The sequence below is a fragment of the Leptospira kemamanensis genome (assembly GCF_004769665.1).
Taxonomy (GTDB): domain Bacteria; phylum Spirochaetota; class Leptospiria; order Leptospirales; family Leptospiraceae; genus Leptospira_A; species Leptospira_A kemamanensis.
On sequence record NZ_RQGG01000032.1, the window covers coordinates 112,530 to 133,479 of the forward strand.

The following is a 20,950-nucleotide window of genomic DNA, read 5'->3' on the forward strand; positions in this document are numbered from 1 at the left end:
ATTTACCCGTAAACTCTCACTTCTTCCCCAACAGTATACCGCACAGCACCTTTGCCGAGAATATCAGTTAACATCTTCATCAGGTCTGTTGTGATTTCGATGGAAAAATGGTCATGAGCCCGAATGACTTTTTTTTCGTTTTCATTTCCCACAAGATGAAAAAACACAGATGAAGCACCACGATGAACCGAAAGGATGTCTTGGAGTTTTAAAATCACATCTCGATTTTTTTCTTCCTTCATATTGATTGTCAAATGGAGTGTTTTTTCCATTTTTTTCTCAATGGTGACAGAATTTAATTCTTCTAGTTTATTGACGATGATCTGACCCTTTAACTCTGATTCGTCGGCATCAATTCGTTCTAAAATTCCTTTGATAAATACAGTATTGTCTTCTGTAAAAAGATGTTTGAACTCAGCATATGTTTTTGGAAAAGCCACACATTCGATTTCGCCTGTTTGGTCTTCCAACATAAAGTTTACAAACTCTTCTTTTTTCTTAGTCAGTTTGACTACCTTTTTGGAAAGAACCCCAGCAATCTCCACCTTGGATTTTGGACGAACTTCTTCTAAGTTCTCGATGGAGGTTGGATTTAAAGTTTTGAGTTGTTCGGTGAACTTATCAAGTGGATGGCCTGATAAATACAAACCTGTTGTTTCTTTTTCTCGGCGGAGAAGTTCATCTCCACTCCATTCCAAACCATCTTTAGGAAGATTTAAGTTTTCTTCCCCACCACCATTGGCACCACCAAACAAAGAAAATTGGCCTTCTTTTTCTTCTGCCTGTTTTTTGTTTGCGTAATTGATAATGATATCAGTGGATTCAAAAATAGTTTTCCGCGTGTAACCAAAGGAATCAAAAGCACCACCTTGCGCGAGTGACTCCAAAACTTTTTTATTGGCTAAGCGCGTGTCCAATTTTTTTGTAAACTCACTGAGTTGTTTGTAACCACCCAGTTCATTTCGATTTTTGATGATATTCTCTGCGGCAAGTTCCCCTACCCCTTTGATGGAAGACAAACCAAATCGAACCGTTTTATCATCAGTGATTTCAAAAGAAATTCCCGATTCTCTAAGATCTGGCCCAAGGATTCGTATCCCCATATCTTTTGCATTATTGATGTATTTCACAACATCAGTAATCTTTGAATGGTCTCCTGATAATAAAGCAGTCAGGTATTCAATGGAATAATTGGCTTTGAGGTAAGCAGTTTGGTAAGTCACAAAGGCATAGGCAACCGAGTGAGATTTGTTAAAACCATACTCACCAAATTTTTCTAATTGTTCAAAAAGTTCTGAGGCTAACTTTTCGCTGATTTTCTTTTCGATCGCACCTTTGATGAATTTTTCTTTTAAGGCAGGTAGTTTGGATTTATCTTTTTTGGCCATCGCCTTACGAAGAACATCCGAATCTCCCACTGAGAATCCACCCATGATTCTCGAGATACCCATTACCTGCTCTTGGTAAACCACAACTCCATAGGTTTCTCCCAACACTTCTGCTAAACTTTCATGTGGGAAAATAACTTTTTTCTTTCCGTTTTTACGATCTAAATAATCATCCAACATCCCCGATCCCATCGGGCCAGGTCTATATAACGCAAGTAAGGCGGCAATCTCTTCAAATTTTTGCACCTGCGCTTTGGCAAATAGATCGCGGATCCCTGAGGAGGAATCCAACTGGAAGATCCCAAGAACATTTGCTTTTCGTAATAAACTAAACGTTGCCGGGTCATCCAGAGGAATCGTATCTAAGTCGAGTTTGATTCCATGTCGTTTTTCGATCAGTTTGGATGCGTGATGAATGGTAGTTAAGTTTTTTAAACCTAAAATATCCATTTTGATCAGTCCCACTTGTTCCGACATATTTTTGTCGTATTGTGTGACAATCGAACGTCCATCGCGACCTGGTTCACTTACTGTGGAAAGAGGAACGATTTCTTCTAATGCAGTGGGTGCAATGACAACCCCAGCGGCGTGTCTACCCACCTGACGGTAGTTACCTTCCAGTTTTTGGGCAATAGAAAATACTTTTTTATTGAGTTCAGATTTTTCTGCGACGTCACGTAGGTCTTTTGAAGTTTCAACTGCTTCTTGGATGGTGATTCCCAATTTTTTAGGGAATAATTTACTCATCTCATTGACTTCAGAGAACGGAACATTAAACACACGAGCTACGTCTTTGATCGCAGCCTTTGCAGCAAGTGATCCAAAGGTGATGATTTGGCCAACTCGGTTTTCACCATACTTTTGTTTGATGTAATTGATCACTTCTTCTCGTCGTTCCACACAGAAGTCCGTATCAATATCTGGCATGTCCTTACGATCTGGGTTTAAAAATCGTTCGAAGAGTAAATTATAACGAATCGGATCTACGTTTGTGATGCCAAGAGCATAGGCAATGATGGAACCTGCCGCCGAACCACGACCAGGTCCTACAGGGATTCCCGTTCGTCTTGCAAAGTTGATATAATCTTGGACAATGAGAAAGTATCCGGCAAAATGCATGTTCCGAATGGTTTGCATTTCAAATTCGGTACGTTCTTTGACAACGGGTGTGATCTCTTTGTATTTTTCTAAAATTCCTTCCCAAACCAATTTTTCCAAGTAACTGTCTGTATCGTAACCTGGAGGTACATCAAACGGAGGAAGCAGTGGATTTCCAAATTGGAAATTGAGAGAACATTTATCACGAATCGCAAGTGTATTGTAATAAGCATCTAAATGATTGGGAAAAAGTGCTTTCATCTCCGCCGGAGATTTGACATAAAAGTTTTGGTTAAAACCAAATCGCATTTCATCATCAATGTTCTTTCGCATTCCAATGCGTAATAGAATGTCTTGTGCTTCCCGATCATCTTTGGTTAAAAAGTGTGAATCATTAGTAAGAACCAGTGGAATGCCAGTTCGTTTGGAAAAACCAATGACGGCATCAGCAACTATTTTTTGTTCTGGAATTCCATGGTCTTGGATTTCCATATAAAAATCTTCTTTACGAAAGATCTCATGCAAACGACCAGCTAACGCATACGCTTTGTCTTCTTTGCCTTCCAGAATTTTACGATTTACTTCTCCCGCAAGGCATGCTGTCAAACATACAAGCCCTTCGCTATGTCGTTCTAATAAATCATAATCAATACGGGGTTTGCGATAAAAACCTTCCGTAAAGGAACGACTGGCCAACTTGATGATATTTTGATAACCAACTTCACTTTTGCATAAAAGAATAATGTGGTAAGCACCACCATCTGCAATTTCGTCTAACTCGGTTTCTGCACTTCTGGAAGGTGTTACATAAAATTCGCAACCGATGATGGGTTTGACTTCGTGTTTGACTGCTTCTTTATAAAATTCAATGGCACCATACATGTTCCCGTGGTCAGTGATGGCGACAGAACTCATCCCAAGTTCTTTCACTCGTTTCATCAAATCACTGATTCGAATGGCCCCATCCAACATGGAATAAGTAGTGTGTAGGTGCAGGTGGGCAAAATCTTCCATGGCTTGGTGACATAGTAAAGCCAATGCCCCCGTACGTAAAGCGCCCCAAGGGAAGGATTTTCGATTTTTTTCGGCCCAAAATGCCAATTCCCAAACCCGCCAAATCCATCCAAGCCCAAAAACGATGGAAGGTGTCAGGGCATTACACAAACTGGTTTTGTCTATGTCCCTATTTTCCCTACCAAAAATCAGCCCCATAACCCATGTTCTGCGAGATAAAATCCAAGAAAAAATTGATACGAAAACAAAACCTTTGGGAGCACTCGGTGTCTTGGAATCAGTTGCGTTACAAATTTGCAAAATTCAAAACACAACTTCTCCGTCCTTAAAACATCCGAAATTGATTTTGTTCGCAGGAGATCATGGGATCACAGATGAACCCGTTTCGCTTTATCCAAAAGATGTAACCTGGCAAATGGTGTTTAATTTTTTAAATGGTGGTGCTTGTGCGAATGTTTTTGCCAAACACAGTGGGATTGATGTAGAGGTAGTGGATACAGGTGTTGACCACGATTGGGAGAAAGATACAAAACACCTCATCCAAAAAAAAATAAGAAAAGGCACTTCCAATTTTTTAAACACGAGTGCCATGACCAAAGATGAGGTTATACGTTCTTTACAAACAGGAATAAATCTCGTTTCAGAAACAAAATACAAAGACACCAATGTCTTTTTGTTTGGTGAGATGGGAATTGGAAATACTTCTTCTGCATCCATGATTTTATCACAACTAACAGGGATACCACTTTCCAAATTAGTGGGAAAAGGAACTGGCCTAAATCCAGAAGGGAAAGAAACCAAACTACAAATTTTAGAACGTGCTTACCAAAGGACAGGAAAACTAAATGATCCAATAGACATCCTTTCTGAATTTGGTGGATTTGAAATTGGGATGATGGCGGGTGCGATGCTTGGCGCAGCGGCCAATCAAAATCTGATCCTAGTGGATGGTTTTATCACAACAGCAGCTTATTTATTAGCGTATCACCTGGATCCAACTGTAAAAGACTATGTTATTTTTTCTCATGTCTCCGATGAAGAAGGGCATATCATCGTTTTAGAACACTACCAAATCAAACCTCTATTAAAACTCAATTTACGTTTGGGAGAAGGAAGTGGAGCCCTTGCGGCATACCCCCTTGTCGAACTGAGCGTTAAGTTTATGAATGAAATGGCCTCCTTTGCCGATGCTGGTGTCAGTCATTCGGAATCAAATTCATAAGTATGATTCAATACATCCTTTTAGAGATACGTTTATTTTTTGTTTGTATGTCCTTTCTCACTCGGATTCCTTCTCCGCGTTGGATTGGTTTTAAAGAAGAATGGTTACACCATTCCATTAAATATTCACCGTGTGTAGGATGTTTACTTGGTAGTTTACAGTTTGGCGTATTCCTATTGTTTCAACTTTTGTTTGGACCAACTATTGCTTTTATCATCTCTCTTGGTTTTTTACTCATCCTGACTGGTGCTTTTCACGAAGATGGATTTTCTGATTTTTGTGATGGGATCGGTGGTGGGTGGAAACGAGAGGATATTTTACGCATCATGAAAGACAGCCGCGTTGGTAGTTTTGGTGCTGTTGGAATTTCCCTTCTTGTTTTATTAAAAGTTTTGGGTGCAAACGAAACCTTTTCTTATTTTCAAAGAAAAAACCTTCCAATAGTTTCTAATCTAACTAACGACATTCATTTAATCAGCGTTTGGTTGTATTTTGTAAGCGCTCACACACTTAGTCGATTTTTATCCGTATTTATGATGAAACTTTTGCCTTACGCGAAGGAAGAAGGATATGCGAAACCAATGGCAAAAGAAATCACTTGGCCACAAATTCTTTTTGCAAGTCTTTTGGGAATTTTGCCTTATTTGTTTCTTTCTTACTTACATCCAAACTTTTTCTTAAGCCTTCTCTGCATCATCCCTAGTTATATCTACATGTATCGATTGATGAAACGATGGATCCAAGGGTTTACGGGGGATTGTTTGGGTGCTGTCCAACAAGTTGTGGAAACTTGTCTTTGGATTTCAGGAGTCTTTTTATGGAACTTTATTTAATCCGCCACCCAGAAACCATCGCTCCAAAGGGCACATGTTACGGAAGGACCGACTTTCCACTAAAATACCCAGTGGAAGATACTGCCGACTCTACCTTCTCTTACCTACCACCTAACTTTGATCATTTTCTTTCTAGCCCTGCTCCGCGTGCCCAAAAATTAGCAAATGCCTTACTTTCCAAATACCATCCAAATCAAAATCCATCAGAGCTCGCCATTAATACCGATGAACGATTGTTAGAGATGGATTTTGGTGATTGGGATGGAAAACTTTGGGAAGAAATTCCGAGAAAAGAAACCGTACCCTGGATGAAAGACTTTGTAAACGCGCGAACCCCAAACGGGGAAGCCTTCACTGATCTTATCCGCAGAGTGGATTTGTTTTTAGAAGATTGGAAACCAAACGGTTTTTTAAAAGAGAAATGGGAATTAGAACAACAAAGAACTTTAAAGACTATGATTGTCGTTTGTCATTCGGGACCCATCAGAGCAATCCTCTGTCGTATCAAAGGAATTCCACATGAGGAAGCATTTAAGTCCCCAGTGGAATTTGGATCGGTTCACAAGATAGAAATTTAAGAAGGTTTTACACCTTCTTTTTTTCACCTAACGGGCCTAATTTGGAAAGAATCAGATCGTTTACGAGCTTCGGATCAGCTTTCCCTTTGGTTTCTTTCATCACACCACCGACAATCGCACCTAACACGCGGTCCTTTCCGTTTTTCCAACCTTCCACTGATTCTGGTTGAGATGCAAGCACTCGAATCACAATTTCTTCTAGAGCTTTGTCATCACGAACGACTTTGAGTCCTTTTTTCTCGACGATGGTTTCTGGTTGGTCTTTCGAAGTTAACATATCTTCGAAAATGGTTTTGGCAATTTTTCCTGTGATCTCTCCTGAGTTGATGAGTTTCACAAGTTTTCCAATGCGAACTGGATCAATGGCAAATTCTTGGATGGAAATATTTTCTTTATTCACAATTCCTAAAATTTCATCTTTGACCCAGTTGGATGTTTTTTTAGCATCTCCAGAAATCACAAGAGCTTCTTCAAAGTACTCAGCAATTTCTCTTTCACTGGTTAATACTTCTGCATCATACTCAGGAAGACCAAGTTCTGTTTTGTAACGTTCCTTTTTTTGTCTTGGAAGTTCCGGTAATGTTTTTCGAATGTCTTCAATAAACGAGTCCGTAATTTGGATCGTTGGTAAATCAGGTTCCGGAAAATAACGATAGTCATGGCTCATTTCTTTGGAACGCATGGGAAGTGTTTTGAGAAGAGTTGCATCCCAAAGTTTTGTCATTTGTTTGAATGACTCACCTCTAGAATAAACATCCTTTTGCCATTCCACTTCATAGTCGATCGCTTGTTTTACGGCCTTAAACGAGTTTAGGTTTTTGATTTCTACTCGAGTACGAAATCCTTTTTCCCCTTTGGGACGAATGGATACGTTAGCATCACAACGAAGCGAACCTTCTTCCATGTTACAATCCGAAACTTGGATATAACGTAAGATGGTTTTTAATTCATTTAAATAAGCATAGGCTTCATCCGATGAACGAAGGTCTGGTTCCGAAACAATTTCAATCAGCGGAGTTCCTGCGCGGTTATAATCCACATAAGAACGATTGATCGATGGATCATGGGAGTGAATGAGTTTACCTGCATCTTCTTCCATATGAATACGTGTGAGAGGTAGGAACTTTTCTTCCGTCTCCCCTTTCAATTGGATATGAATCCCACCTTTCGTTGCATATGGTTTGTCAAATTGTGAAATTTGATACCCCTTTGGAAGGTCCGGATAAAAATAATTTTTACGATCAAATTTTGTGAATTGTGTGATCTCACATCCAAGAGCGACACCAGCTCTCACTGCTTTTTCTAACACAACTTCATTTAACACAGGCAAGGTGCCTGGAAGGGCAACACATAAGGGCGAAATATGAGTATTGGGACTACCACCAAATTCGTTAGTGGCAGTGGAAAATATTTTTGAATTGGTATTCAGCTGGACGTGCACTTCCAGACCGATGATGACTTCGTATTCCATGGTTTGATAACAGGATTTTCACAGAAAATGAACCTGGCAATTCAAATTCCACCAGATTTTAATCCAATGGGTCTGGGACCGATTGCAGGACCAATTTATATAGATTTTTTTGTTCTCGCGAAATACCAATTTCCCCACTTTGGTGGAGTTTTTTCGTGAACTCGGAAAGTTCTCTTACCCGAGATTCAAACGCCAGACCAATTTTTTTATCTTCCAAAGCAATGTGAGAGAGTAACCAATTTCGTAGATCCTGCACCAAATGTAAACCTACCCGAGGATTCCCTAGTTTGTATTCGTCGTTTCTCATTTTGATAAATTCAATAAACCGTTTGTGTTGGTTCATGTGTTGCACAACATCCGTATACCGAAAGTAACGCATAATTTTATCTTCCACGCCAAAATGGTCCTTTGTGTATTCAATCGCCTCCGCGATGACTTTGTGAAACGTCTCACTGGCTCCATCACCTAACTTAAGTGAATGATCTAACTCCACAATCATCTTTAATAACCAAATGTGTTGTAAATCGATGATGGGTATTCCCGTCGACAAATTGTAAGTTTTCCAAATGTTACGTATTTCTTGGATTGTATCTATGGACTGTTCGTGAAGGGAAATCGAAGTGGTATCAATTTGGACAATATTTTGGTAAATCAAAAGTTGTTCTTTTGAAATTGGATACTTACCTGATTTTAAAATTTGATTACAATACGACTTAAGATCAAGGTTTGATGCTTTAAAAAATTCTGCATAATCGGTATCATCGTGTAATATATGTTGGAATAACCATTTTTTCAGGATTTGTAAAATCCCAAGGGCAGCCATTTGATTGTTTTTGGCTTCATAGTATTTTTCTGTTAGGCGTTCCACAAATCTACGGTGGCCCTGCACATGTTCTTTGAAATTCGGATAGTTAAAATGTTCTAGGATGTCCTCTTCCAAAGCAAAATGTTCCGCTACATAATCGAGTGCTTTTCGGAAGGAAACATGGACGTTGACATCTGAATCATTTTTTTCAGCTTCCACGATTTCTTCTTCCAACTCCAAGATGATATGCACAAGCCACACATGTTGTAAGTCAATGATGGGAATGCCAAGAAAAAACGGTTCACTTAACCAAGTGATACGTAGAGAATCGAGATGCGCGGAAGAATCCTTTTGCATGATTCCACAAAATGGAAGCACTCAATGCTGTCACGGAAATTGAGGAAAAACCTAAATTGATATTTATCAAAGGATTAGAATCAAACCAAATTTAGAAAATGGAAGGATTGAATTCGTTTCTTTGTGGTAGGTGGGATTGATTGTGGAAGGGAAGACGTCACCCCCGAGAGAAACTCGGGAGTGTTGTTTTTGTTTCTAGTTTATACAAAAAACTTTGTAGTGAGTTTCACCATAAGTCGCACAAAACCAGAATAAGGTGGATACATTAACTTTGCAATGGAAGCCTTCGGTGTTTGTAATACCGATCTTTCATGTGAGAAAGTTTTGAATCCAAAAATTCCATGGTAACTTCCATGACCAGAATGATTCACTCCACCAAATGGTAAATTTGGATTTACCAAATGTAAAATCACGTCATTGATCACTGCTCCACCAGAACTTGTTCTACGAAGAACATATTTGGATGTACTTCTTTTTTTAGTAAAGATGTACAATGCCAAAGGTTTTGGTCTTTCATTGATGATGTGGATCGCGTCATCGAGTGTTTTATAGGTTACGATAGGAAGAAGTGGTCCAAAAATTTCATCTTCCATAATCTTTGCATCTAAAGAAACATTCGTAAGGATAGTAGGTGCGATAAAGTTATCAGAGCTTCTCACCTCTCCACCATACGCCACTTTTGCACCTTTTTTCACCGCTTCATCAATGTAAGAAGAAACTCGTGTAAAGTTTTTTGCGTTCACAATTCGACAAAAGTCAGTGCTTGCTGTGAAGTTTTCTGGTTTCGATTTAAAAAAACTTTCTGTAGTTTCCTTTGCATGTTTTACAAATTCATCAACTTTTGCTTCAGGAATGAGTAAATAATCAGGTGCCACACAAGTTTGGCCTGCATTGAGAAACTTACCCCACATAATTCGTTCTGCAGCGACTTTCATATCAGCATCTTCAGCGATGATTGATGGTGATTTTCCACCTAACTCTAACGTTACGGTAGTTAAGTTTTTTGCAGCTGCTGCCATCACAATTTTTCCAACTGGAGTAGATCCAGTGAAAAATATATGATCAAAAGGAATTTCAAGTAGAGCCGTGGCAACACTCACATCCCCTTCGAAAACAGCAACTTCGTCTTCTGAAAAAATCTCACTTAACATAAGATTGATGACGTTCGCCGTATTTGGGGTAAACTCAGATGGTTTTAACATCACAGTGTTTCCAGCAGCGATTGCAGCAGCAAGAGGAGCAATGGCCAAATGAAAAGGATAATTCCAAGGAGCAATGATGAGACAAACTCCTTTGGGTTCATAAACTATACGACTTGTCGCACCAAGAAGAGTTGGAGGAGTCATTACATTTTTCGGACGCATCCAATGTTTAATGTGGCGAATGGCATCATTGATTTCAGCAATCGTTGGTAAAATTTCTGTGATATCAACTTCGCCTGCTGACTTACGAAAGTCAGAATGAAGTGCTTTTTGGATTTCTGTTTGGTATTTCAAAACAGCATCCTTTAATTTTTTCAGTTTGAGAATTCGTGTTTTGTAATTCGTCAAACGAAGTTCTAGAGACTTTTTCTTTTGGGCATTAAAAATTCGATCAATGTCTTTGGGAGTAAAACTTTTGGTTTGGATGACGGCCGTATTGCTTACGTTGGCCGTAGAAAGGGTAGCTTGGGTCATGGGAATCTCCGTATTACTGACTCTCGTTCAGTTAGAGAGGAAGTTCAAGAACTTTTTCGAAAACCTAGGCGATTCTATGTCTTTTTTATGCCAAAAATCCCTTTCCGAATCCTGGAGGGGGCCCATTTTGGATGTATTGTTTAGCTCGCTCCAAATATAGATTGGCAGCTTTGTCCGATGGGTCCCGATTCAAAACCGACAAAAATCCTAGTTCTGCCCCTTTAAAATCTCCATCCCAAAACAAATTCACACTCTCTTCAAATTCCTCTTTGGTTTGGATCTTTAAGTGAAAAGATTCTTCCACTCCGTCCACGAGCACCTGCGCAATCCCAATTAACTTTTGTTTGGCTGGTATTTTAATAAAATCCAACAGTCGATGAGGATAAGAATCGGGTTCTTTTAGTTCCAAAAGAGCATCCAAACTCAAAATGATTTTGGCACCATATTTTTTGGTCATGGATTCCAAAGAATTGGCAACTCCCATAGAATCAGACAAAACTGCAGATTCAATTCTTTGTTCTTCACCCACGATCCCAAGCATCAATTCTCCAAAATGGATTCCAACACCAATTTGGATTTCTCCAACTCGATGGTTGTGACTTTCCGAATTCCACTTAGCAATTGTTTTGTGCATTTGAATTGCGGCAGACAAGGCATCCTCAGGTTCTTTTTCAAAAAGAGCAAAGATGGCATCTCCCACATATTTTTCGATAAAACCATTATGGGAACGAATGATTGGACCCACTTGCCTAAGATAATCATTTAAAAATAGAAATGTTTCTTCTGGGCTTAGCGTTTCTGATATAGCTGTAAAATCTCGAATGTCGGAAGATAACACTGACATTTGTTTTACAATAAAGTCACCACGTTTCACTTTTGAATCGTCTTTTTTAGAGAATAATTGAATGAGTCTTAAGGGAACAAACTTAGCATACACTTTGTTAGATGACTCGAGTCGATTGTTCACTTCAATGAGTTCCGTAGTCAAAGTATCCATCGAAGAATAAAACCGTGCATTTCGACGAGCAAGGAGGATACTTTGAAATAAAAAGAAAACAAATAGAGAAAATGGCATGAGTGGTTGCGCTTGGAACCAATAATTTCCAGCCATCAAATCATGAGTGGATCCAAACATCAGAATGATTGATCCGTAAAAAACTAAACTACTATCTCGTTTTCTTTGGCGATAAATCCGAAGGATCACATAAAAGGAACAGATACTAAAAAATAAAATAAACACTTGGGAAACAATATTGGTTGTAGTGAATAATTTTGGATCTGTGAGTAGAACAAATAAAACATAAACCAAACTCAAACTCCAACAAGATTTTAACATCCAATTGGGAACTTCCGATTTTCCAGGGAATAAACTTCGTAAGTAACTTAAGAAAAAACAAACAAGCAGTGGTGCCGATATATAATCTAAGACCTGCATCCAATTCCAAGAAAAATCAGGAAAAGCATACACAATATAATAATTATCTAAAACAACTAAACGTAAGCCCGTGAACAAACAAAACAAAGCAATGAAAAGTGAACTTTTTTCTTCTCTACGAAAGAAAAACACTGTGAGTTGGTACAAAGCCATAGTGAGCATTGCTCCAAAAACAAACACTTCACCCGCAGAATACATTAAAGATTCGTTTTGAATGACTTCTTTGGTTCCAATCTCAATTGGTTTTCGGAATCCACCTCGAGCATGGTGAAAATTACTAACTACATAAATGATTTCTTGTTCATAAGATTCTGGTTGAAAGGATACATATTGAATTTGGTATTTTGGTTTAGCAGAAATTTCATCTGGTCCTACTATTCCTGAACTTGCGATTTTTTGACGATTGATATACAACTCATATGCACTTGTTGCAGGTTGGACTCGCAAATAATAACGAATGTTAGGATCAGGTATCTTTACCACTAAACGAAAACTCGCAAATCCATCACCACCTTCTCCCTCAGGACGCGCTGAATTCCAAGAAGATGGGACTTTTATATAACCATGTTGTTTTGTTTCAATTTTATGAAATAAAGACTCACCATAGAGTTCGTTCCAATAGAATTCCCATTCCCCACCCAGAGAAACTTTTTTGTGATGATCAACGAAAACTTCAGGAATTTCTAAATATCCTTTTTCTGCTTTCTTCGCCTGATTCAAGTTACACGAAAAAAAGAATCCAAATAAAATAAGATAAATAGGAAATTTGAATAAGGTTCGTAATAGTTTTATTTTTCCCATGTAGAAACCCCATCCCAATCCTCACCGACACCAGCCGTTTGGTAATATTCACATCTTTCGATATAAATTTGTGCGGCAATGTCTTCAGGATTATTATTTAAAACTTCTCGAAATCCCCTAAGAGCAGAAACGAAATCAGCTCGTTCATAATCAAAGACAGCAGCCTCAAATTGTTCTCGATAAATAATTTTTTGATCAGATATTGAATCAATTCCAGGTATCAAAACTTCTGCAAGCATCACACTTTCTTGTTTCCCCTGAACACGCACGAAATCTAAAATGCGGTAGGGAATTGTATCTAAATCTTCGTGCAACATAAGGGATGTTAGGCTAACAACAATCCTTGCATTGTATTTTTTTGTTAACCCTTGGATTCTACTAGCTAAATTGACAGTATCGGAAATGACCGTAGATTCAATTCGCTCCTCTTCTCCCAAGATTCCAAGCATGGTATCTCCTGAATGAATGCCAATACCTGCATGTAATGGAAGATATCCGAACCCCCTACGCCTTTCGTTATAAGATTCGATTTCCCATTGGATGTCGATAGCTGCTTTGATCGAATTTCGAATTCCACCGTCAAACAGTGCCATCACTGCACTTCCAATGTATTTATCCACAAATCCATCGTTTCGGCGAACACAAGGACCAATTCTTCCCAAATACGAGTTCGTAAATAATATTCGATTTTCAAGAGGTATGGAATATATAATATCCCAAAATTCCCAGATATCAGCGAATAAAACTGTTATTTCTCGTTCGGTACTATCTCCTAACTTTACTTCTTCGATACTTTCCTTACCTAGATGAGTTAAAAAATCACGTGGAATAAACTTGGCATAAAAACGATTTGTTAAAATGAATTGTTCGTTGATGGTTTCAAACTCTTCTTTCAGAAGTATTTTTTTGTGGAAGTTTCTTGCCGTACGAAGTGTCACAATGGTAGATTGAACACCGAAAAACAGAAACACAGCAATTTGTGATAAGAAAGATTCCCCTTCTCCTGTATAAGCCAGGGAAACATCATACATAAACCCAAAAAATAAAATCAAATATCCTAAAAAGAAAATATGAGAATCCGGTAATCCTTTTACCACCATTTGTAACAAACGTATCCCCAAAAATACAGCAAAAACTACACCTAACACTTGAAACACAACTTCAAACTCCGTGTAAAACTCTGGTTTGATGATGAGTCCATATACCAAAATAAATTGTACAAAAGCACTAAAATAACGAATGAGTCTCGTTTCGATAAAACGTGGGAAAAGCCCATCCACAAACCACAAAAACAAAATCCCTAACACAAATACGGAAGCGTATTCAACATAAATGACAAGTTCCCAAGGGATATTTGGGAACATCGCATAAATGGTTTTGCTTCCTACAAACGGCAATCGTAAGGCAAACACCAAACAAAAGAATCCAAAATAAAATGCCTCTCTTTGTTTGTTCCGATAAAAAAATAAAATAAAATGATACAAACCGAACATAAACAAAGCACCTGTTAGTGCAATGTCCATCGTACTCTCCCCCAAAATATAGTTTTGAATGGTTTCCGCAGTGCCAAAAATCGGTGCATTTGGTAATCCACCTTCTTTATGATGGAAATTACTCACTTCAATTTTGATTTGGATTTGGTCTTTTGAAACAAAGGTAAAACTTTGACCTTGAGCACTCGGCAATGTAGTCTGTTTGTTAGGGCCTGGATACCCAGAAAGTACAACTCGATTAGCAGCCGTTATCCGAAAACTTGTTCGCACCTCTGGCAAATACAAAGAATAAATTTGTGATTCGTTTGGTAATAAAATATCTAAAATATAAGTTCCATACCCTTTTCCATCGATCATATTCGAACGAAGTGGCACTTCATTCCAAAGAGCAGGGACGGGAAGAAGAGAATAACTAGCATCAGGCGAAATATCACCTAAAGTATGTGGATAAAATTTCCATTCTCCCTGGAGTTTGATTGCCTTGCCTGTTTTCCATGGGAAGGAACGAAGGTCTAGGTTTCCAGACGTAACTTCCTTAGAAGGAGTCACAAGTTGGCATGCCATTGTGAGAAAAACGAGACAAAGAATGATGCGATTGAAGAGGGTCATCCCTATCCTTCAGAGACATTTCTGAGGCTTATTTGGAAAGGAAGTTTTCAAAATGAAAAAAATAATATTTTTTGGTTTGTACGAAGCAATGACTAAGCTATTATGTCTCCTAAATGGCACCTTCTTCCGGACCCAATAAAGCCGCATTGGCATACCAAATTTTAGGCCAGTACTTACCGGATGAAGTGTTCGCCCATATGACTGATGCTGAGATCGAGTCCCTTCTTTTAAAAGTAGAAACGAACCCATCTCCTACCAAAGGCCAAGAAAAGGATATCTTACTCTCCTTCACTCATTTCCTGCAAAAAAAAGGGTTGGGAACCAAGTTGTACCAAAAGGAAAGCAGGGCCCAAACGGGAAACACGAACCTGGGCCCGAATGCGAAATCCTGGCAAGTCCCGACTCCCCAGTTTGGTGAGAACAAAGAATCGGATGCCTTCCCTACGCAAGTTCCGTATCGTCTTTCGGGAGAAAACCAACACAAAGCAAATCCAGAGACCAACGAATTGTATTCCCTTTTGGAAGAAATCCTCAAAGAAGAAGAATCCAAACGATCTGGCCCCATTTGGTCGGAATTGCCGAAGTTTTCGACGGAAATGCTCCGAAATCTAACCCGTGACGAGACTCCCGAAGTCGTTGCTAGGGTCTTAAGTTTTTCTGACCCAGAATCGGCTTCTGAGGTGCTTTCTGAGTATCCAGAAACACATAGAGAAGAGATCATTTTGGCACTTTCTCTGATTGATTACCACTCGGACAGAGAACGCGACCTACTCGAACGTTTCCTGCGCTTCAAAATGGAGCTGATTGAGAAAAAAATGCCGGTTTCGAAAATCAGAAGCCGCAAAGCCAAAACCGCGGGGGAAATTCTCACCAGGCTTCCTTTTTTGCCATCTCAAAATTTAATTGAACGAATTCAGAAAAAAAGCCCAGAATATGCCGAAACTATAGTAGAACACTACTTTCGTTTGGAAGACCTCCTTCATTTAGGAAGGACAAGTCTCACTCGGTTTTTTTCTGAGATCCATCCTCTTGTCATTGCTTGTGCTTTGAAGGGTGTGGAGACTGAATTTCGTGACCAAGTTTATTCCAATTTGGAATCTTGGCTTGTGAAAGACATAAAGATCGAATGGGATTCATTAGGTCCTGTTTCTCTCGCTGAGATCGAAGAAGCTCAAAAAGGAGTTTTGGATCGTTTGCGGGAAGCAATGGATGAAGGCAAAGTGAAACTTTGGAGATTGAAGTAAGGATATGGCAAAACTAGTTTTTAAACCCATTCAAATTGCCGACTTACAAGAAGAAGTTGAGATCCAACTTCCTGATAAGTACAAAAAATTTCATAAGACCGACGAACAAGAAGACTTCGAGATAGACCAAGAAGGGAATATCATCGAACAATACCAAGGTCCATCGATTGAAGAAATCGAAGCGGAACTCCAAAGGTATCGCCAAGAAACAGAAGAACAAGTCCGCCAATTATTAGAAGACGCTAAAAAGCAAGCAAAGGCCATTGAAGAAGAAGGAAGAACCAAAGCCTTCCAAATGGTTCAGGACTCTAAAGAAAAAATCAAATTAGAAGAAGATTCAGGCCGAGCCAAAGCGGAACAAATCTTAGATCGTGCGAAGATGGAAGTCGAACGTATGATCAAAGAAGCCGAAATGAAACAGGCTGAGATTGAACACGAAGCATATCAAAAAGGATATGATGCTGGTCGTGAAGTAGGTTTCAAAAAAGGCCAAGGGGAAGTAAGACGACTCATTGACCGATTGGGAACGATCATCGGTAAGGCAATCGACATCCGTGAAGAGATGATTGCAGCATCCGAAAAACAAATGGTCGAAATGATTCTTGTCATTGCAAGAAAAGTCATCAAAGACGAAATCATTGAACGTAAAGAAATTGTACTCAATAACATTCGTGAGGCGATGAAACGAATCAAAGATCGCGACCGTATCGACATTCGTGTGAACTTCGCTGACTTAGAACTCACAACAGCACATAAAGACGAACTCATTAAACTCATGGAATCACTCCGCAAAGTCAACATCTACGAAGACTCACGTGTTGACCGTGGTGGAGTCATCATCGAAACAGACGTGGGAGCAATCGACGCTAGGATCTCTACTCAGCTCAAAGAAATCGAAGAGGCAATTCGAAACGTAGAACCAATATGATTTCGAAGCCCCGTTTTTCCCATTTTTTCCTCGGGTTCCTACTGTTTTTGTCGTCAACTTTCGTCAGTTTGGTGGCAGAACCTTGTGGAACGATGATATCATCCTTTGAAAAACCAGTGGTTTTAAAAACAGATTGGTTATTTCGAAAGGGAGACAATTTAGATTGGCGTGATGAGTCAGTTGAAGAAAGTTTTTGGGTCAAACGATCAGTTCCTGATTATGGAATTTCAAAAACAGAAAACCTAACAGGATATCATTGGTATCGCTGTTCCTTTTTTTTACCAGACAATTACACTACTCCCGTAGAACCCATTGCCATCCAATTGGGTCGCATTCGAGACATTGATGAATTTTATCTCAACGGCACATTGATTGATAAAACAGGAACTGTTTTGCCAAGGATGGAAGTTGATTTCCAAAAAATCAGAATTTATTCTTTACCAACTCATCTTTTAAAACCTGGCTTAAATGTGATGGCGATTCGCATTTATGCGGCCACCAATTTAAATGGATTAAAAGAAGCTCCAAAAATCGCCAAAGAACGTTTCTTACGTGAATCAGTTTTTTCAAAAGAACTTTTTGCGATGGTTTGCGGATATGTTTTTATCTTTATGGGAATTTACTTTTTAGTAGGTTCTATCGTTCGCGGAAGAGCAGGTGAAAATTTTTTCTTTGCTTTATTTTCGATTTTTATGGGAATTTACGTTCTCATTCGCACACAACATAGGGATATTTTATTTGAAAGTTTCACTTGGTCTTATGTGGCGGAACTTTTAGTCCTCATTTGTTTACCCGTGTTTTTCATTAACTTTATGCACCAATACTTAAAGTTAAAACGAAACATGGTTTTACTGGTTTACGAAATCTTTTTATCACTACTTTTTCTCATCACGTTATTCTTTCGCACTCCAAAAACTTGGATCTTAGTCATTGCTCTTTTTAATTATGCATTGCCGATCGCAATGGGACTCGTGATTTATCTATTTGTCAAAAACGGAAAAGCCAATATCAAAAAAGTAAAATTCATTTTGATTGGAATTGCCTGTTTACTTCCTACTATCTTAATCGATAGTTTGTCTGCTTTAGAAATCATCATCTCTATGCCAGGTACATTGTACTTAGGATTTTTAATTTTTCTTGTGATGATTTCCATCCAACTTTCGAACGATATCGTTTTGGGCCTTCAAAACTTTATCGATCAAGAGAAAGAACTCATCCAAATGGAACGAGTGAAAACTGGATTTCTCATCAATTTATCCTCCGAATTTAAATCGGGGATGGAAAAAATCAAATCAGCGATTGAGAATATCACAACCAATCAGACAAAGACAACCGTAAAGGAAACACTAAAACCAACTGCAAAAAAAGCTGCGAAGAAAAAAACCAAAACAACTACCGCAAAACACAGTGGGGATCCAGTAAAACAAGCAGAAGATCATATTTCTTACATGAGTTATATGGTAGAAGAAGCCATCCTTCTCAAAAGACTCGAAGAAAAAAGTTACGTTCCATTTTATGAAACTTTTTCAGTGATGGAAATTATCAAAAACTGTGTTGCAAGTGTTGAAAATCATTTAGAGCAACATAGAAAAAATACATTTATTGATGTCAAACCGAACGATTTAGAAATTTATTTCCCGAAAGAATTGTTTTTCTGTATTTTAAGAAATCTTGTTGAAAATGCATATCAATACACAGATCCCAAAACTGACATACATATTGAGTTCATGAATCGAGATGGTCATCACCAATTGGTAGTGATGGACGAAGGTATGGGTCTAAGCCAGCTAGAGATGGAGACCATTTTTCAAAAATTTGTCAGAGGGTACCGGGACAAAAAAAATGAAATCCCAGGTGCAGGGATTGGTTTAACCTTAGTGGAAGCATCCACTAACTTTTTATCCGGAACCGTTAGTTTAAAATCAAGTGAAGGAATGGGAGCAAAATTCACAATTCGTATCCCAGAAAAACCTAAAAAATGAAGTCCTCACCTATTCGCCGCCTTATTCTATTTTGTTTTTTATTCCTAACCTTTCAATGTTCTCGTACGACGGACGAAAATACCGTTGTACTCAGATTAGACGGTGAAGACTGGGGAATTTACTTTAATGACAATGCAGATTTATTAAATCCAGAATTCAATCCAAACAATTTGGATATCATTACCGTTCCGAACAATTTTAGAAATCTAAATAAATCTTACAAAGGTTCTATTTGGGTTCGCAAAAGTTTTGATATCACAACCGAACAACACCAAAAATCATTAGCTCTTCAATTGGGAAAGGTGTACCAATCCGATGAAGTATTTATCAATGGTGTCCTCATAGGAAAAAACAATTCTGCGTTTGGAAAAGATCCTGAAGAATATGCATTCGGTAGACCACGAATTTATCCAATTCCTCATGACTTATTACTGGAAGGCGAAAATGTTTTAATTATTAAAATAGATTCTTCCCTCTCCACTTCTGCAGGTATCATAACAGGTCCAATTCGCATAGTAACATACGAAGAAGCGATCAATGGAAATTTGTACGATTCACTAGTGGAATTGATTTTTGTTGGGTTTTATTTATTCATTGCCTTATTTTTCTTTATCAACTTCTTCAATTTACGTGAAAACAAAGAATATCTCAGTTTTAGTATCTTAGCTTTGATTTTTTCTGGATATGAACTATCAAAAAACGAAGTTCGATTTTTATTATTCAATCACTTTGCTATATTAAAGTTTATCGAATATTCCTTTTTGTTAATATTGCCGTATGGATTTATCAAATTCATTCAAGACTTCTTTGAGTTAAAACCATTTCCATATCAAAGAATTTATCTTCTTTCTCAATTTTTCTTCATCGCGGTTTTTCTCATCATTCAAAATCCAGTGTTTTGGTATAACTTCATCGGGTATTGGGATATCCATTTACTTGCAGTGATTGGTTATGCGATTTACGTCACACTCATTAAGTTTCGTGAACAAAAAAGAGGAAGCACAATCCATTTATTGGCACTTGTGTATTTACTTTATTCGATTCTAAAAGAAATTCTCATCGAACGTGGCTATTTAAACTCAAACTCTTCCTTAGAAACTAGTTTTTTGGTGTATTTGATTTTGATGACTCTTGCTCTTCGTTTTCAGTTTTTGATGATGAAACGAAAATTGCAAAATCGCTACGAAAGACTAAGAGAAGCAGATTCACTTAGGGAAAAGATTTTCTTTTATATGGATGCGATGATTTCGGGTCCATTAAAAACAATGAAGGAAAAACTCGCTTCTTACCGAGAATCAACTCAAAAAACAAAAGATAAAAACTTAGTTAAAGAAGTAATCGATGTCCAATCATCCATTGATAATGTTATGGATGACATCATTGAACTCTCACGTTTAGAGGTTCTCAAAGAAGTCCCCTTTAAAGACCAGGTAAACTTTATCAGTTTTATCAATGATGTAATCCCTGAGGATGATATTACCTACTCGATCAAAGTTCATCCAGAAACAGAAATTCACAATAGTTTAGATCTTATCAATTCTGTTGTTGTGAGGCTTGTAGATTTTCCACCGTTTAAAGAGTTCAATCATAACGATTTGATCATCACTCAAGACTTAAAAGGGAATGTACATTTTCGATTTTTATTATTTCATAACAATTCCAAAGTTGCACAAAAACTATTTAACGAATTAACAGAAAACTACAACCAGCTAACTCCAATCAAAGTAAAGTGGGCAATTATTTTAGAGATTGTACGTTTATTAGGTGCAAAAATTGATTTCAAAATTATCAAAAAGAAATATTTGAAAATTGATTTAGGAATCGCTGCCATTGTTCCTGTTTCCGAATTACAACCAATCAAAGATTCAAATGGAACTGGGACAACAAACCAAAATTCTCCGAAAAAAGAAAAAGAAGATTGGCGAGTCACTTTAAAACGAATTTGGAAATTTCTGAAAGAAACTGAAATTAAAGTTCCAAATTTCAAAAAGAAAAAATAATTTTTATAACCGACTT

General features: G+C 38.1%; 13 protein-coding genes. 7 read left to right on the top strand and 6 right to left on the bottom strand.

Annotated elements, in window-relative coordinates:
• Positions 1 to 2 precede the first annotated feature (2 nt).
• On the bottom strand, positions 3 to 3,500 hold the full coding sequence (gene dnaE / locus EHQ59_RS10720; protein WP_135620008.1) for a DNA polymerase III subunit alpha: 3,498 nt from the start codon (positions 3,498 to 3,500) through the stop codon (positions 3 to 5).
• 163 nt (positions 3,501 to 3,663) lie between these two features.
• Between dnaE and cobT the strand changes: the two genes are divergently transcribed.
• Genes cobT through EHQ59_RS10735 form a run of 3 tightly spaced genes read left to right on the top strand, consistent with a single transcriptional unit; the run spans position 3,664 to position 6,133 of the window.
• Positions 3,664 to 4,722, top strand: a complete 1,059-nt coding sequence (gene cobT, locus EHQ59_RS10725) for a nicotinate-nucleotide--dimethylbenzimidazole phosphoribosyltransferase (protein ID WP_135619649.1) — start codon at positions 3,664 to 3,666, stop codon at positions 4,720 to 4,722.
• A 5-nt stretch (positions 4,723 to 4,727) separates the two neighbouring features.
• On the top strand, positions 4,728 to 5,555 hold the full coding sequence (locus EHQ59_RS10730) for an adenosylcobinamide-GDP ribazoletransferase (protein WP_135620009.1): 828 nt from the start codon (positions 4,728 to 4,730) through the stop codon (positions 5,553 to 5,555).
• A complete protein-coding gene (locus EHQ59_RS10735) occupies positions 5,540 to 6,133 on the top strand; it encodes a histidine phosphatase family protein (RefSeq protein WP_135619650.1) in 594 nt (197 codons plus the stop codon). Before EHQ59_RS10730 ends, EHQ59_RS10735 begins: the two co-directional genes overlap by 16 nt.
• A gap of 7 nt (positions 6,134 to 6,140) precedes the next feature.
• On the opposite strand, the gene gatB is transcribed toward EHQ59_RS10735, so the two are convergent.
• The 5 genes from gatB to EHQ59_RS10760 all read right to left on the bottom strand — a co-directional run bounded on the left by gatB (position 6,141) and on the right by EHQ59_RS10760 (position 14,780).
• Positions 6,141 to 7,604, bottom strand: coding sequence for an Asp-tRNA(Asn)/Glu-tRNA(Gln) amidotransferase subunit GatB (gene gatB / locus EHQ59_RS10740; RefSeq protein ID WP_135619651.1), 1,464 nt, complete (start codon positions 7,602 to 7,604; stop codon positions 6,141 to 6,143).
• A gap of 58 nt (positions 7,605 to 7,662) precedes the next feature.
• A complete protein-coding gene (locus EHQ59_RS10745; RefSeq protein ID WP_135619652.1) occupies positions 7,663 to 8,766 on the bottom strand; it encodes a bacteriohemerythrin in 1,104 nt (367 codons plus the stop codon).
• A 200-nt stretch (positions 8,767 to 8,966) separates the two neighbouring features.
• The gene (locus EHQ59_RS10750) at positions 8,967 to 10,442 is read right to left on the bottom strand and encodes an aldehyde dehydrogenase family protein (protein ID WP_135619653.1); all 1,476 of its coding nucleotides are present in this window, start codon (positions 10,440 to 10,442) and stop codon (positions 8,967 to 8,969) included.
• An 85-nt stretch (positions 10,443 to 10,527) separates the two neighbouring features.
• Positions 10,528 to 12,678 (bottom strand): adenylate/guanylate cyclase domain-containing protein, encoded by a 2,151-nt coding sequence (locus EHQ59_RS10755; RefSeq protein WP_135619654.1) that lies wholly within the window; start codon positions 12,676 to 12,678, stop codon positions 10,528 to 10,530.
• Positions 12,666 to 14,780: an adenylate/guanylate cyclase domain-containing protein gene (locus EHQ59_RS10760; protein WP_135619655.1), complete on the bottom strand. Its 2,115-nt coding sequence runs from the start codon at positions 14,778 to 14,780 to the stop codon at positions 12,666 to 12,668. Before EHQ59_RS10760 ends, EHQ59_RS10755 begins: the two co-directional genes overlap by 13 nt.
• Before the next feature lie 113 nt (positions 14,781 to 14,893).
• Here EHQ59_RS10760 and EHQ59_RS10765 point away from each other — a divergent pair, with 113 nt between their 5' ends.
• Genes EHQ59_RS10765 through EHQ59_RS10780 form a run of 4 tightly spaced genes read left to right on the top strand, consistent with a single transcriptional unit; the run spans position 14,894 to position 20,934 of the window.
• Entirely contained in the window at positions 14,894 to 16,024 is a 1,131-nt protein-coding gene (locus EHQ59_RS10765) for a FliG C-terminal domain-containing protein (protein ID WP_135619656.1), read from the top strand.
• 4 nt (positions 16,025 to 16,028) lie between these two features.
• Positions 16,029 to 16,952, top strand: coding sequence for a flagellar assembly protein FliH (gene fliH, locus EHQ59_RS10770; RefSeq protein ID WP_002973208.1), 924 nt, complete (start codon positions 16,029 to 16,031; stop codon positions 16,950 to 16,952).
• Positions 16,949 to 18,934: a sensor histidine kinase gene (locus tag EHQ59_RS10775; RefSeq protein ID WP_135619657.1), complete on the top strand. Its 1,986-nt coding sequence runs from the start codon at positions 16,949 to 16,951 to the stop codon at positions 18,932 to 18,934. Before fliH ends, EHQ59_RS10775 begins: the two co-directional genes overlap by 4 nt.
• Positions 18,931 to 20,934, top strand: a complete 2,004-nt coding sequence (locus EHQ59_RS10780) for a 7TM-DISM domain-containing protein (protein WP_135619658.1) — start codon at positions 18,931 to 18,933, stop codon at positions 20,932 to 20,934. The genes EHQ59_RS10775 and EHQ59_RS10780 overlap by 4 nt, the downstream gene beginning before the upstream one ends.
• The last annotated feature ends 16 nt before the right edge of the window (positions 20,935 to 20,950 follow it).

Coding starts and splice junctions, on each gene's coding strand:
- EHQ59_RS10755 (WP_135619654.1), bottom strand. CDS start 12,678: ATGGGAAAAATAAAACTATTACGAACCTTATTCAAATTTCCTATTTAT.
- fliH (WP_002973208.1), top strand. CDS start 16,029: ATGGCAAAACTAGTTTTTAAACCCATTCAAATTGCCGACTTACAAGAA.
- EHQ59_RS10775 (WP_135619657.1), top strand. CDS start 16,949: ATGATTTCGAAGCCCCGTTTTTCCCATTTTTTCCTCGGGTTCCTACTG.
- EHQ59_RS10780 (WP_135619658.1), top strand. CDS start 18,931: ATGAAGTCCTCACCTATTCGCCGCCTTATTCTATTTTGTTTTTTATTC.
- gatB (WP_135619651.1), bottom strand. CDS start 7,604: ATGGAATACGAAGTCATCATCGGTCTGGAAGTGCACGTCCAGCTGAAT.
- EHQ59_RS10760 (WP_135619655.1), bottom strand. CDS start 14,780: ATGACCCTCTTCAATCGCATCATTCTTTGTCTCGTTTTTCTCACAATG.
- cobT (WP_135619649.1), top strand. CDS start 3,664: ATGTCCCTATTTTCCCTACCAAAAATCAGCCCCATAACCCATGTTCTG.
- EHQ59_RS10735 (WP_135619650.1), top strand. CDS start 5,540: ATGGAACTTTATTTAATCCGCCACCCAGAAACCATCGCTCCAAAGGGC.
- EHQ59_RS10750 (WP_135619653.1), bottom strand. CDS start 10,442: ATGACCCAAGCTACCCTTTCTACGGCCAACGTAAGCAATACGGCCGTC.
- EHQ59_RS10745 (WP_135619652.1), bottom strand. CDS start 8,766: ATGCAAAAGGATTCTTCCGCGCATCTCGATTCTCTACGTATCACTTGG.
- dnaE (WP_135620008.1), bottom strand. CDS start 3,500: ATGGAAGATTTTGCCCACCTGCACCTACACACTACTTATTCCATGTTG.
- EHQ59_RS10765 (WP_135619656.1), top strand. CDS start 14,894: ATGGCACCTTCTTCCGGACCCAATAAAGCCGCATTGGCATACCAAATT.